Genomic DNA, 13843 nt, shown 5'->3' on the forward strand with positions numbered 1-13843 from the left:
CCTCCTCGTGTCTCGGCCTCAGCGGTAGCTGAGCAGATCCGCCGCCTCGCCGTCGAAGTGCCCGTGTTCGTTGAACGACAGCAGGGTCGTGCCCGACCGTCCGGTCACGAGCTTGGTGATGCCCGCGTTGACCGCGACGCGGTTGAGCGTCAGCAGGCCGGTCTCCGGCGTGCCGAGCAGCAGCCCACAGATCGTCGAGATCACACCGCCGGACGTGAACACCACGGCCTGCGCGCCCTTGCCCACCGAGGCCGCGAGCTCCTCGAACGCGTCTCGCACCCGGGCGACGAACGCGGGCCACGTCTCGGCCGCGGGTCCGCGGTCGCCGGCGTCGATCCACGCCCGCAACGCGGCCTCGAGCGCGTCCTGGTACGCCCTCGGGTCGGCGCTGTCCTGCGCCACCCCACCGCCGTGGTGCGCGGCGATATCCACGTGGTCGTACTCGTTCCAGCGCGGATCCTCCTTCGCCACCACACCCGGCCCGCACTCGGCGAGCGCCGTCACCGCGGTGGCCCGCTGGCGCGAGAGGGTGCCGCAACGGGCCTCGGTCGGGCGCACTCCCCGGCGGGCGAGTTCCCGGCCCGCCAGCCGTGCCTGCCGGTGCCCGGTCTCGGACAGCACGTCGTAGTCGGCCGCGCCGAACGACGCTTGCCCGTGCCGGACGAGGTAGATGGCGCCCACCTAGACGACCCTCCGCAACACGCCGAGCGGCAGCGCCTTCACCACGGCGGCGAGCGGCGCCCACGGCCACGCCGGGACATAGGCTTTCGGCCGCTCCTTCTCGATGGCCTTCACGAGCGCGGCGGCACCGCGGTCGGCGCCGGCGAGCAGCGGGGTGCGGGACGTGCCCGCCCGGCTGGTCATCTCCGACTCGATGTAGCCGGGCAGCAGGGCCGTCACCGCGATGGGCGTGCGGTAGGTGTCGGCGCGAATGCCCTCGGCCAGGGTGGCCAGCGCCGCCTTCGACGCGGCGTAGGCGGTGAGGTTGCGAGGCATCCCCCGCAGGGCGCTGAACGACGAGACCACCACGAGGTGACCGGCGTTCTGCTCGCGGAAGATCTCCAGCGCCGCCTCGCACTGGGCGAGCGCGGCGACGAAGTTGGTCTCGGCGGTCTGCCGGTTCGCCGCGAAGTATCCGGTGCCGATCGGCTGGCCCTTGCCCAGTCCGGCGTTGACGATCACCCGGTCCAGACCGCCCAGCTCGTCCCGGAACTCGCGGAAGACGGTGAAGACGCGATCGTGGTCGTTGACGTCGAGCTCCCGCGTGACGACACGGATGCCGGGGTGGTGTTCCTTCAGCTCGGCGGCGAGCCGCTCGAGCCGCTCCGTCCGGCGCGCGCACAGGGCGAGATCCCGGCCGGCCGCGGCGAAGCGGCGGGCCATGCCCTCGCCGAGCCCGGCGCTGGCGCCGGTGATCACGATGTTCTTCCGGTAGGCCATGCGCCGACCCTATCGCCTCGCACACGGCCGGTGGCCCAGCGCGAACCACGCTGGGCCACCGGATGCCGCGCGACGGCGTGCCGCGTCAGCGGCTCACTCGCCCGTGTTGAGCAACAGGTTCGGCGTGCCGCCGGTCGGGTTGGTGATGACGTCCGGCGTGGCCGAGGAGGTCAGGGCCGACTCGACGTCAGCGGGCGCGGCCTCCGGATTCTCCGCGAGGTACAGCGCGGCGGCCCCCACCACGTGCGGGGTGGCCATCGAGGTGCCGGAGATGGTGTCCTCACCGCCGTTGTTCCACGCCGAGGTGATGTCGACACCGGGCGCGTAGAGGTCGACGACCTCGCCGTAGTTGGAGAAGTCGGCCTGCGCGTCGGCGTTGTCGCTCGCGGCCACCGTGATCGCCTCGGTGACGCGTGCGGGCGAGCTGTTGCCGGCGTCGGTGCCCTCGTTGCCCGCCGCGACGCCGAACGTCACGCCGGCCTCGATCGCGCCGCGCACGGCCGTGTCCAGAGCCTCGTCGGCGGTGCCGCCGAGGCTCATGTTCGCCACGGACGGGCCACTCGCGTTCTCGGCGACCCACTCGATGCCGGATACGACGCCGTCGGTGGTGCCGCTGCCATTGGCGTCGAGCACGCGGACCGGCACGATCTGCACGCCCTTGGCGACACCGTAGGTCTCGCCGCCGATGGTGCCCGCGACGTGGGTGCCGTGACCGTTCTCGTCGGAGGGGTCGTCGTCGTTGTCGATGAAGTCGGCCCCGCCGGAGACCCGCCCGCCGAAGTCGGGGTGGTCGGCCTGGACACCCGTGTCGATGACGTAGGCGGTGACGTTGTCGGCGGGGGTGCTGTAGGTGTAGGCGTCGTCCAACGGCAGCTCGGCCTGGTCGATGCGGTCCAGACCCCACGACGGTGGCGACTGCTGGGTGTCGGCGGCGTGCACGCGCTGGTTCTGCACCACGTAGGCGACGTTGTCGTCGGCCGCCAATCGCTTGGCCTCCGCCTCGTCCGCCGTGATCGAGAACCCGGTGAGCGCGGTGTCGTAGGTCTTGACCACGTTCGCGCCGTACTCCCCGGCCAGTCGGCTCGCCACGTCGGCGACCGCGGCGGTCAGCGTGTTCTCCTCGAGTACGACGATGTAGCTGCCGTCCACCGCGGTGGGGGTGTTCGCCGAGAGGATCTGCCCCTGCGGCGCCGCGTGCGCTGCGGCTCCCATGCTGACGACCGCTCCGGTCACGCCCGCGACCACGACGCCCGCGGTCAGGCTGCGCCTCAGCTTTCGCGAGTTGCCCATTGACTTCCTTCCGTTGCCCGGCAGGTTCGTGAGTCATGCAAGCTGGGCCGCGGGGAGTTGGGCAATGATTCACAGTTACCAGTTGTAGGCTGTTCACCGTAGTCAGCGATACTCCGTTCGGGTCAGTCATCACTGAGCGAAGCCACCGGACCACGCGTTACAGTTTGCTGCTAATGTTGTCCATATCGTTATCGGGGCGCAGACTGGGGGCGATCGACGCGTGGGCGGAACCGCATTCTCCGCGGCACTCCGCGCCGCCATTTCCGCGAGCGGCCTCGGCCTCGATCGCATTCAGGCACGCCTGCAGGAACGCGGAATCACCGTCAGCGTCACGGCATTGAGCTACTGGCAATCCGGAAAGCGGCAGCCGGAACGGCAGAGCTCCATTTCCGCGGTCCGCGCGCTCGAGGAGATACTCGAGGTGCCGCCCGGGTCGTTGCTCGGCCGGCTGCCCTCACCCCGGCCGCGGGGCAGCACCTCCCGGCGCAGGCAGGACGAGGGCGTGCGCCCGCTGAGCCTCGACGACCCGCCCGACCTGACACTCGTCGGCCTGCACGACCGTTGCGAGGTCGCCGAAAACGGCAGGCAGAGCGCTGTGACGTCGCGGGCGGTCTTCCGCGCGAGCGCCGATGGTCAGGACCGCTGGCTGCTCGCCTACCGGCAGGACGGGCCCGGCGCGCCCGCTCCGACCCTGCGTGCCCTCCGCAACTGCACGGTCGGCCGCGTCGAGGCGGACGCCGAGCACGGGCTCACCCTGGCCGAGCTCCTCTTCGGCCGGTCCATCGCCCACGGCGAGACACACCTCGTCGAATACTCCCTCGCCTACGAGCACGCACCCGGCCCGCACTGCCGCAAATCACATTTTCGCGAGTTCTGGCAACCCATTCCGGAATACCTCCTGGAAGTGCATTTCGGCGCCGGGACGGCGCCGGAACGGTGCTGGCAGTACGCGCACCCCGGAGAACCGGGTGCCGCCGAATCGAAGGACCTCAAACTCGACGACGGCAACAGCGTGCACGCCGTCGCCCTCGATTTCGGCCCGGGAGTGTTCGGGATCGCCTGGGCGTGACGACTTTCGTCGGGCGGGGCCGGTAGCGGTGGACGGCAGGCGCGACCTTCGCCGGGTGGCGGGGTGTGTCGGGCCTCGGGATGGCGGCGGGTGGCCCGGGCGCGGCAGGGCGACCGGCGCGACTCAGCCCAGCTTGTTGCGCAGCAGCTTGCCGGTCGCGTTGCGGGGCAGCTCGTCGAGGAACTCCACGTCCCGCGGCACCTTGTAGCGGGCGAGGTTCTGCTTGACGAACGCGCGCACCGCGTCGGCGTCCAGCTCCGAGCCCGGGGCCTTCACGACGAACGCCTTCAGCCGCTGGCCGAACTCCTGGTCCGGCACGCCGATGACCGCCGCCTCGTGGATCTCCGGGTGCTCCACGAGCAGGTTCTCCACCTCGATGGGGTACACGTTCTCGCCGCCCGAGACGATCATCTCGTCGTCGCGGCCGTCGATGAACAGCAGCCCGTTCTCGTCGAAGTGGCCGACATCGCCGCTGGAGAGCAGCCCGTCGATCATCTCCTTGTGTCTGCCGTCGGTGTAGCCCTCGAACGCCAGGCCACTGCCGACGAACACCCGGCCCGTCACGTTCGGCTCGGTGATGCGGTTGCCCTGCTCGTCGTAGAGCGCGACCCGGCACCCGACCGGCGGGCGGCCGACCGTGCCGGGGGCCATGGCCCAGTCCTCCGGCGTCGCGACGGTGGCGACGGCGACCTCGGTGGAGCCGTACAGGTTGTGGATCACCGGGCCGAAGATCTCGGTGGCGCGGTTGCCGACATCGGGCGGCAGCGCAGAGCCGGCGAGGAAGATGATGCGGATGCTGGAGGTGTCGTACCTCCCGATGACCTCGGGGCCGAGGTCGATGATGCGCTGCAGCATGGTCGGCACCAGCACCAGCGCCGTGCACTTGTACTTCTCGACGCCGCGCAGCGCCTCCTCCGGATCGAAGCGGCGGCGCAGCACGACGGTGCAGCCGAGCGCGAGCGAGAGGATGAACTGGGAGATGCCGGTGCCGTGGAACAGCGGCGCGCCCATGTACGTGGCCTCGCCGACGCGCAGCGGGATGCGGTCGAGGAACTGCGCCGAGTGCAGCGGCGAGATCTTCGGCCTCGGCGCGCCCTTCGGCGTGCCCGTGGTCCCGCTGGTGAGCAGGATCAGGCCACCCGGTTTCTCCGGCGCCGGCGGCGCACTGTCGTCGGTGCCCGCGATCAGCTCGTCGAGCGTGGTGACGTCCCGGTCGGCGCCGGCGGTCTCGGTCCACGCGAGGTAGCGGTCCACGCCCTCGATGTCACCCAGCAGGTCGGTGAACTCCTCGTCGTAGACGAGCACCTGCACCTTCTCGCGCTTCGCGACGTCGGTGAGCTGTGGCCGGGCGAAGCCGGTGTTCATGAGCAGCAGGGCCGCGCCGAGCTTGCCGGCCGCGAGCATGGTCAGGACCAGGCCGCGGTGATCCCGGCAGAGGACGGCGACGCTGGAGCCGAGGCCGACGCCCCGCTCGCTCCACGCTCGCGCGAGGGCGTTGGACTGCTGGTCGAGCTGGGAGAACGTGAGCGGCCCGAGCTCGTCGACGAGGCCGATGTCCATGGGGTTGCGGCGAGCCGCGATCCGCACCGCACCGGCGAGAGGCCCGTACTTGCGCGTCAGGACCAGCGACCGCAGGCCTTCGTCGACGCGCGGGAACGGGATGAACCCGGCCCTCCACATCACCTCGACACTGCGGGCGGTCTCCGCCACACGCGCGGTCAGCTCCGTCACCGTCGGCGGTGTTCTCATCCGGGCACCTCCTCGAGCTCGTGCGCCATAACCTACCCGCTGGTACGTAGTAACGAGCAACCCTCGGTCGAGCGACGCGCGCCAACGTTCTCCCAGGTCAGCGCGCTGTGTAACCCACGTCTCAGTAACACGGCACGGAGCGCGGCGACCGGCCCACCACGCGTGTCGGTGTACTCGCGCAGAATCGACTCGTGCACGTGATCGTCACCCGGGAGGCCGACGACCGGTACTCCGTGCGCACGCCGGAGCGCGACCTCGGCATCCCCGCGGTCGTCGGCCCGGACGAGCTGGTCGCCCACGCGGAGCGGGTCGAGCACGACCTGCGGCCGCGCTGGGTGTTCGGTTCGGCCGAGCGGGACTACCCGGTGCTGCTGCAGGCCGGTGTGCGCGTGCGACGGTGTCACGATCTCGCGCTCGTCGAGGCGCTGCTGCTGGCGGCGGAGGGCCGGCACGAGCAGTCCCGCAGGCTGGCGGCTGCCTACGCGCGGGCGCGCGGGCTGGATCCGCCCGCCGACGTGGGTGACGCGTATCCGGACCTCACCGGCCAGCCCGCGTTGTTCGAACCACGCGAATCCGGCTTGCCCCCGGAGCTGCCCGCCGCCGAGGCGGCGGAGGTGGTGTTCGCCGCCCAGCGCGACCGGATGGAGCGGGTCGCCCACCCGGACCGGATGCGGCTGCTGGCGGCGGCGGAGTCGGCGAGCGCGCTCGCGGCCGCGGAGATGTCCGCCGACGGCCTGCCATGGCGCGCCGAGACGCACGACGCGCTGCTGACCGAGCTGCTCGGCCCGCGTGTCCCCGCCGGGACGCGGCCCGCGAAGCTGGCCGCGCTCGTGGAACGGATCGAGGAGGCGTTCGGCGGCAGGCCCGTGAACCCCGACCACCCGGGCAGCATCGTCCGCGCGTTCGGCCGGGCGGGCATCGCGGTGCCGTCGGCGCGGGCGCACGTGCTGCGCCGCATCGACCATCCCGCCGTGGCGCCGCTGCTGGAGTACAAGGAGCTCGCCCGGCTGCACTCGGCCCACGGCTGGGCGTGGCTGGACCAGTGGGTGCACGGCGACCGGTTCCGCCCGGTGTACGTCGTCGGCGGCGTGGTGTCCGGTCGGTGGGCGAGCCGCGGCGGCGCCGCGCTGCAGATTCCCCGCATGCTGCGCGGGTGCGTCACGGCGGATCCGGGCTGGAAGCTCGTCGTCGCCGACGCCGCCCAGCTGGAGCCGCGCATCCTGGCGGCCCTCTCGGGTGATCGCCGGCTGGCCGACGTCTCCGCCTCAGCCGATCTCTACACCAGCCTGGCGCAGGCCCTCTCCCCCGGCGGCGCGGTGACCCCGGAAACCCGTTCCCGCGCGAAGGTCGCCATGCTCTCGGCGATGTACGGCGGCACTGCGGGCGAGGCGGCGGCATCACTGGCGCTGCTGCGCCGCCGGTTCCCCGCCGCGGTGTCCTATGTGGAGCACGCGGCGCGGGCGGGCGAACGGGGCGAGATGGTGCGCTCGCGGCTCGGCCGGACGTCCCCACCGCCGTCGGCGGCCTGGCGGGCGCTCACCGGTGGCGCCGAGGCCGAGGACCAGGCCCGCCGCGCGGCGCGGGACTGGGGCAGGTTCACGCGGAACTTCGTCGTGCAGGCCAGCGCCGCCGACTGGACGGCCGTGCTGCTGGCGACGCTGCGGCAACGGCTGCCTGCGCCGGCGCACCTGGTGTTCTTCCAGCATGACGAGGTGCTCGTGCACGCCCCGGCCGAGCTGGCCGACGACGTGGTGGCGTGCCTGGACGACTCGGTGCGGGAGACCACGGCCCGCGTGTTCGGCGCGGCCTGCCCCGGTTCCCCATGCCGGCCGCGGTCGTGGACCGCTACGCCGACGCGAAGTGACGCGCCCGGCCGCGATCAGACGGGCGCGGCGTCGAGTGCCTTCAGGACACGCTTCACCGACACCGGGTAGGCCGTGCGCAAAGTCTGCGCGAAGAAGCTGACCCGCAGCTCCTCGATCATCCACCGGATCTCCACCAGCTCCGGGCTCGGCGCGGTGTGAGGCGGCACGGCGTCCAGCGCAGCCTGGTACTCCTCCCGCAGCCACGCGATCTCCCGCAACCGTTCGACGTCCCGTGCCGGGTCGGCCGGCAGTTTCTCCAGCCGCCGCTCGATCGCCCGCACGTAGCGCACGAGATCGGGCAGCCGGTCGTAGCCGGTCTCGGTCACGAACCCGGCGTGCACCAGGTCGGTGAGCTGCGCGCGGATGTCGGCCAGCGACTCCTGCAGCACCGGCCCGTTCGTGTCGGCGAGCCGGGATTCGACGTCGTGGGCGGCCTGCAGCACATTCTCGACCTCGCGCAACACGCTCAGCACCGTCGGGTTGAGCCGGCCGCGCACCGCCTCGAGCAACGAGGCGAACCGCGCGTCGTCCCACGCGGGGCCGCCCGCCTCGGCGACGAGCTTGTCCACGGCACAGTCCACACAGTCCTCCAGCAGTGCGGCGACGCTGCCGTGCGGGTTGCGGGTGAGGACGAGCTTGGCGGTGTTGCTCAGATTGCGGTTGAGGTACTTCACCGGCGACGGGACGTTGAGCCGCACGAGCCTGCGCGTGCCCTCCCACATCGCCTTGCGTTGCTGGCCGGGCGTGTCGAGCATCCGGACGGCCACGCTGTCGCCCTCGTCCACCAGCGCCGGGTACGCCTTGACGTCGTGGCCGCGCCGTGTCGCCTGGAACACCTTCGGTAGCTCGCCGAACGACGGTGTCCGCAGGCCGGTGCGCTCGACGTCGTCGGCGGCCGCGGAGATGGTCTCGCGGAGCCGGTCGCCCAGCCGCTCGCGCAAGGGCTCGAGGTCCTTGCTCTCGGCGAGTGTGCGGCGCTTCTCGTCGACGACCCGGAACGTCATGCGCAAGTGGTCCGGAACGGACTCCAGCCGCCACGCATCGGGCGGCACGGCCACCCCGCGAAGCCGTTCCAGCTCGCGGGCGAGCACGTCCAGCAGCGGACCGTCGGCCGGGCCCGCCGCGGACAGCACCGCGCGGGCCGTGTCGGGTGCGGGCACGAAGTTGCGCCGCAGCGCCTTGGGCAGGGACTTGATGAGCGCGGTCACGAGTTCCTCGCGCAGCCCCGGTACCTGCCAGTCGAAGCCGTCCTGACTCACCTGGTTCAGCACGGGCAGTGGAATGTGGACGGTGACGCCGTCGGCATCGGTGCCCGGCTCGAACTGGTACGTCAGCGCCAACCGCAGCTCGCCCTGCTGCCACGTGTCCGGGTAGTCGGCCTCGCTGACCTGCTCCGCGGAGGCGTTGATGAGCATCGCCTTCTCGAAGGTGAGCAGGTCCGGCTGCTTCTGCCGTGTCTTCTTCCACCACGTGTCGAAGTGCCGTGCCGAGACGACGTCGGCCGGGATCCGCTCGTCGTAGAAGGCGAACAGCGTCTCGTCGTCGACAAGGATGTCGCGTCGCCGGGCTCGGTTCTCGAGGTCCTCGACCTCCTCCAGCAGCGCCCGGTTCTCGTGGAAGAAGCTGTGCCGCGTGTCCCAGTCGCCCTCGACCAGCGCGTGCCGGATGAACAGCTCCCGCGACATCTCCGGGTCGATGCGGCCGTAGTTCACCTTGCGCCCGGCCACCAGCGGCACGCCGTAGAGGGTGACGCGCTCGTTCGCCATCACCGCGCCTTGCTTGCGTTCCCAGTGCGGCTCGGAGTACGTGCGCTTGACGAGATGCTGCGCGAGCGGCTCCACCCACTCCGGCTCGACCCGGGCGTTGACGCGCGCCCACAGCCGGGAGGTCTCCACCAGCTCGGCCGAGGCGATCCACCGTGGCTGCTTCTTGAACAGCGCCGAGCCGGGGAACACCGAGAACCGCGTGCCGCGGGCGCCCAGGTAGTCACCCTTCGCGGGATCCTTGAGGCCCACGTGCGAGAGCAGCCCGGCGAGCAGGCTCGTGTGGATGCGCTGCGGGTCGCCGGGGACGTCGTTCAGCGTGATGCCGAGCGGCTTGGCGAGCTGGCGCAGCTGGCTGTAGATGTCCTGCCACTCGCGCACGCGCAGGTAGTTGAGGTACTCGGCGCGGCAGAGCTTGCGGAACTGGTTGCCGGACAACGACTTCTGCTGCTCACGCAGGTAGTTCCACAGGTTCAGGTAGGCCAGGAAGTCCGAGTTCGGATCGCGGAACCGCGCGTGCAACTGACCGGCCGCCTCCTGTTTGTCCGCGGGCCGCTCTCGCGGGTCCTGAATGGACAGAGCGGCGGCGATGATCATCACCTCGCGGACGCAGCCGTTGCGGGCGCCCTCGATGATCATCCGGCCGAGCCTGGGGTCCACGGGAAGCTGGGCGAGCTGCCTGCCGATGTCGGTGAGCTTGCCGGGCGTGCGCTCGAGCGCTCCGAGTTCGTGCAGCAGCTGGACGCCGGCCGTGATCTGCCTGCGGTCGGGCGGCTCCACGAACGGGAACGCGCCGATGTCTCCCAGCCCCAGCGACGTCATCTGCAGGATCACCGACGCCAGGTTGGTGCGCAGGATCTCCGGGTCGGTGAACTCGGGCCGCGACTCGAAGTCCGCTTCGGAGTACAGCCGGATGCAGATGCCGTCGGAGGTGCGGCCACACCGGCCCTTGCGCTGGTTGGCCGAGGCCTGCGAGATCGGCTCGATCGGCAGCCGCTGCACCTTGGTGCGGTGGCTGTACCGCGAGATGCGGGCCGTGCCGGGGTCGATGACGTACTTGATGCCGGGCACGGTGAGCGAGGTCTCGGCGACGTTGGTCGCGAGCACGATGCGCCTGCCCCGGTGACGCTGGAACACCCGGTGCTGGTCGGCGGCCGACAGCCGCGCGTACAGCGGCAGGATCTCGGTGTTCGGCAGCTCGAGCGCGGCGAGGGCGTCGTTGGCGTCCCGGATCTCGCGCTCGCCGGAGAGGAACACCAGGATGTCGCCCGGCCCCTCGGCGATGAGCTCGCGCACGGCATCGGTGATCGCCTGCACCTGGTCGCGGTCGTCGTCCGCGTCCGGGTCGTCGGGGTCGACGATCGGCCGGTACCGCACCTCCACCGGATAGGTCCGGCCCGAGACCTCGACGATCGGCGCGTCGTCGAAGTGCCGGGAGAAGCGCTCCGGGTCGATGGTGGCCGAGGTGATGATGACCTTGAGGTCGGGCCTGCGCGGCAGCAACTGCTTGAGGTAGCCGAGCAGGAAGTCGATGTTGAGGCTGCGCTCGTGGGCCTCGTCGATGATGAGCGTGTCGTACTGGCGCAGCATCCGGTCGTGCTGGATCTCGGCGAGCAGAATGCCGTCCGTCATCAGCTTGACGAGCGTGTCGTCGCCAGAGGTGTCGGTGAAGCGCACCTTGTAGCCGACGGTGGAACCGAGTTCGGTGCCCAGCTCGCTCGCGATGCGCTCGGCGACGGTCCGCGCGGCGATCCGGCGGGGCTGGGTATGCCCGATCTGCCCGCGCACACCCAGGCCGAGCTCGAGGCAGATCTTCGGCAGCTGGGTGGTCTTGCCCGAGCCGGTCTCGCCCGCGACGATCACGACCTGGTGCTCGCGGATCACCTCGGCGAGGTCGTCCTTGTACTGGCTGACCGGCAGCTCCGGCGGGTACTCGACCGTCGGCACCGCCTCGCGGCGGCGCCGCACCCGCCGCTCGGCGGCCTCGATGTCGGCGGCGATCTTGGCCGCGACGGCCTGCTTGTCGCGGACCTTGCGCGCGCCGTCGATGCGGCGGCGCAACCGGTGCGCGTCACGCAGGGTGAGTTCGGGCAGCCGGGAGCGCAGCTCGTCGAGGGGGGAACGTGTGGACATACCGGCTCCCAGCTTAGCTGGCCGCCGGAGGGAAGCCGCCGAGTTACGGCGTCCGCCGGAGCACGGCGGGAGTGAGCTCGGCGGGCGTGCGGTGCCCGGAGAGCCCCATGGTGAGGTCGAGATCGGCGAGCACGCTGCGCAGCACGTGCCGCACGCCGTCCTCGCCGCCGTGCGCGAGCCCGTAGACGTACGGCCGGCCCAGCAGTACCGCGCGAGCGCCGAGCGCGAGGGCCTTGACGATGTCGGCGCCGGTGCGGATGCCGGAGTCGAACAGCACCTCGATGCGGTCGCCGACCGCGCCGGCGATCTCGGGCAGCGCGTCCAGCGCCGCGAGCGCCCCGTCCACCTGCCTGCCACCGTGGTTGGACACCACGATGCCGTCCATGCCCGCGTCCACCGCACGGCGCGCGTCGTCGACGTGCTGGATGCCCTTGAGCACGATCGGCCCGTCCCAGCGTTCGCGCAGGAACGGCAGCGCGTCCCAACCGCGGTCGGTGCCCGTGATCATGGAGATCCAGCGCAGGACCGCCATCGGCGTGTCCTCCTCCGGCGGCTTCTCCAGTCGCGAGCGGAACACCGGGTCGCTGAACGGCACCGCCATCCCGTCGCCGTGCAGGAACGGCAGGTAGCCGCTGTCGAGGTCGCACGGCCGCCAGGCGAGGCTCCACGTGTCGAGGGTCACGACGAGCACCGAGTACCCGGCCTGCCGGGCGCGGTGCAGGATGCTGGCGCACACCTCCGGGTCGTTCGGCCAGTACAGCTGGAACCAGCGCGGGCCGTCACCCACCGCGTCGGCGACGTCCTCGATGCTCGTCGACGACGCCGTCGAGAGCACCGTGGGCAGCCCGAGCGCGGACGCCGCCCGCGCGCTCGCCCGCTCGCCGTCGGAGTGCACGATCGACTGCACACCCACCGGGGCGAGCAGCACGGGGGCGGACATCGGCGTACCCAGCACGGTGGTGGACAGGTCGCGCTCGGTGGCGTCGGTGAGCATGCGCGGCACGATCTTCCAGTGGTCGAACGCCGCGCGGTTGGCACGCGCCGTCGCACCGGAGCCCGCCGCACCCGCGACGTAGTGGAACGCCTCCGGGCCGAGCAGCGTCCGGGCCGCGTCCTCCAGCCGGGTGGCATCGGTCGTCAACGCGGGCCGTGTACCGCCGTAGCCCTGCAGGTAGATCTCGTTCTGGTAGTACCCGAACTTCTCGGCCACGTTCGCACTCCCCGGTCCTCACCGCACACCGTCGTGTCGGCGGCATCCTAGGTGACCTCGGCGACGTTGACCTTCGAGCCGGTCGAACGCCCAGAATCGCCGCATGGACAGCAGCCGGATGGACAGCATCAGCGCCTTCGCGCGCCGCGTCGGGCTGACCCCGAGTGCCCTGCGCTTCTACGACGACTGTGCGATCCTGCGGCCGGCCCGGGTGGACCCGCAGACCGGCTATCGCTACTACAGCGAGAGCCAGGTGGAGCGCGCCCGGCTGCTGCGGGAGTTGCGTACGGCGGGGATGCCGCTCGCCGAGGTCACGGTGGTGCTCGACGGCTCGCCGTCCGACGCCCGGGCGGCGCTGCGGGCACACGCGGCCCGGATCCGGCACGAGGCCGACACCGCACACGCGGTGATCGGTGAGCTGCTGCGCACCCTCCCTGGTGCGGGACCCGCCCGCGTGCGGGTCGGCGGGCCGGAGCTGGCTGCCGCGATCCGGCAGGTGGCGCCTGCAGCCGCCACGGACGGGGAGCACGAGGCCCTGCGCTGTGTGCTCCTCGAGTGCGCCGACACCGAGGTCCGGCTCGTCGCGACGGATCGGTACCGGCTGTCGGTGCGTGAGCTCACGCCGCTCGCCGTCGACGGCGACCCCGGCGCGGCGTTGGTGCCCGTGGAGGCCCTGACCGGCGTCGCGGCCTGGGCAACCCGCGCCACCGACGTGACACTGACCGTGGACGGGACATCCGCGCGACTCGAGGCGAGCTCCGGCAGCCGGGACCTTCCGCTGGTCGACGCCGTGTTCCCCGCCTACCGGGAGGTGCTGGCCGCGCTCGGCCCGCCCGCACACCGGGTGGTCGTGGCGCGCTCCGTGCTGCTGGACGCGCTCGCCGCCACCGAATGTCCCGCGTTCGTGGAGCTCTCCGGCGAGACGGCGGCGCTCGACGGCACGCCGCTGCCGGCGGTGTGCTCGGGCCGGCTGAGCGTGGCGTTCGATCCGGCGACCCTCGGTGCCGCGGTCGAGGCCGGCGTGGGGCCCGAGGTCCTGCTGGAGCTGACCGCCGCCGACCGGCCGGTCGTCGTCCGGTCGGCCGACCAGGGCAGTTTCACCACCGTGGTCATGCCGGTCGCCGGGTGAACCGCCCGGACCGCCGGCGCTCACTCCGCGGGACTCTGGCTCGACAGCAGCACGAGGAACGCGATGATGCCGAGCAGGAACCACCACGCGTCCGACAGGGCGATGGCCCCGACGATGCCGAGCGCGATCGCGGAGAAGGCAAGGGCTCGCGAATGCTCCATCGGGACTCCTTGGGCCGCCTCGTGGGCGCGGCCT

General features: G+C 71.8%; 9 protein-coding genes and 1 pseudogene. 3 read left to right on the forward strand and 7 right to left on the reverse strand.

What is annotated here, in order from left to right; genetic code table 11:
• Window positions 1-18 precede the first annotated feature (18 nt).
• From ACFSZT_RS22305 to ACFSZT_RS22315, 3 genes are all read right to left on the reverse strand, one after another.
• Window positions 19-681, reverse strand: coding sequence for a histidine phosphatase family protein (locus ACFSZT_RS22305; RefSeq protein ID WP_377386464.1), 663 nt, complete (start codon window positions 679-681; stop codon window positions 19-21).
• The gene (locus ACFSZT_RS22310; RefSeq protein ID WP_377386467.1) at window positions 682-1440 is read right to left on the reverse strand and encodes an SDR family oxidoreductase; all 759 of its coding nucleotides are present in this window, start codon (window positions 1438-1440) and stop codon (window positions 682-684) included.
• Between the two features lie 93 nt (window positions 1441-1533).
• Window positions 1534-2730, reverse strand: coding sequence for a S8 family peptidase (locus ACFSZT_RS22315; RefSeq protein ID WP_377386469.1), 1197 nt, complete (start codon window positions 2728-2730; stop codon window positions 1534-1536).
• 220 nt (window positions 2731-2950) lie between these two features.
• Here ACFSZT_RS22315 and ACFSZT_RS22320 point away from each other — a divergent pair, with 220 nt between their 5' ends.
• Entirely contained in the window at window positions 2951-3799 is an 849-nt protein-coding gene (locus ACFSZT_RS22320; RefSeq protein WP_377386472.1) for a helix-turn-helix domain-containing protein, read from the forward strand.
• A gap of 123 nt (window positions 3800-3922) precedes the next feature.
• On the opposite strand, the gene ACFSZT_RS22325 is transcribed toward ACFSZT_RS22320, so the two are convergent.
• On the reverse strand, window positions 3923-5548 hold the full coding sequence (locus ACFSZT_RS22325) for an acyl-CoA synthetase (RefSeq protein WP_377386475.1): 1626 nt from the start codon (window positions 5546-5548) through the stop codon (window positions 3923-3925).
• Window positions 5549-5739: 191 nt separating this feature from the next.
• On the opposite strand from ACFSZT_RS22325, the pseudogene ACFSZT_RS22330 reads away from it, so the two are divergent.
• A pseudogene (locus tag ACFSZT_RS22330) lies at window positions 5740-7412 on the forward strand (bifunctional 3'-5' exonuclease/DNA polymerase).
• Window positions 7413-7427: 15 nt separating this feature from the next.
• Here ACFSZT_RS22330 and hrpA read toward each other — a convergent pair.
• Both hrpA and ACFSZT_RS22340 read right to left on the reverse strand, forming a co-directional pair.
• A complete protein-coding gene (hrpA, locus tag ACFSZT_RS22335) occupies window positions 7428-11309 on the reverse strand; it encodes an ATP-dependent RNA helicase HrpA (protein ID WP_377386478.1) in 3882 nt (1293 codons plus the stop codon).
• A gap of 43 nt (window positions 11310-11352) precedes the next feature.
• The gene (locus tag ACFSZT_RS22340) at window positions 11353-12519 is read right to left on the reverse strand and encodes a lactate 2-monooxygenase (protein WP_377386481.1); all 1167 of its coding nucleotides are present in this window, start codon (window positions 12517-12519) and stop codon (window positions 11353-11355) included.
• Between the two features lie 103 nt (window positions 12520-12622).
• Between ACFSZT_RS22340 and ACFSZT_RS22345 the strand changes: the two genes are divergently transcribed.
• A complete protein-coding gene (locus ACFSZT_RS22345) occupies window positions 12623-13648 on the forward strand; it encodes a DNA polymerase III subunit beta family protein (RefSeq protein ID WP_377386484.1) in 1026 nt (341 codons plus the stop codon).
• 20 nt (window positions 13649-13668) lie between these two features.
• Here ACFSZT_RS22345 and ACFSZT_RS22350 read toward each other — a convergent pair whose 3' ends face one another.
• On the reverse strand, window positions 13669-13809 hold the full coding sequence (locus ACFSZT_RS22350; protein WP_377386487.1) for a hypothetical protein: 141 nt from the start codon (window positions 13807-13809) through the stop codon (window positions 13669-13671).
• Window positions 13810-13843 lie beyond the last annotated feature (34 nt).

The sequence above is a fragment of the Prauserella oleivorans genome (assembly GCF_042685745.1).
GTDB lineage: Bacteria > Actinomycetota > Actinomycetes > Mycobacteriales > Pseudonocardiaceae > Prauserella_A > Prauserella_A oleivorans.

Bases quoted from the DNA above. Each gene is read 5' to 3' on its own strand.
- ACFSZT_RS22310 (WP_377386467.1), bottom strand. From the start codon at position 1,440: ATGGCCTACCGGAAGAACATCGTGATCACCGGCGCCAGCGCCGGGCTC.
- ACFSZT_RS22315 (WP_377386469.1), bottom strand. From the start codon at position 2,730: ATGGGCAACTCGCGAAAGCTGAGGCGCAGCCTGACCGCGGGCGTCGTG.
- ACFSZT_RS22325 (WP_377386475.1), bottom strand. From the start codon at position 5,548: ATGAGAACACCGCCGACGGTGACGGAGCTGACCGCGCGTGTGGCGGAG.
- hrpA (WP_377386478.1), bottom strand. From the start codon at position 11,309: ATGTCCACACGTTCCCCCCTCGACGAGCTGCGCTCCCGGCTGCCCGAA.
- ACFSZT_RS22345 (WP_377386484.1), top strand. From the start codon at position 12,623: ATGGACAGCAGCCGGATGGACAGCATCAGCGCCTTCGCGCGCCGCGTC.
- ACFSZT_RS22350 (WP_377386487.1), bottom strand. From the start codon at position 13,809: ATGGAGCATTCGCGAGCCCTTGCCTTCTCCGCGATCGCGCTCGGCATC.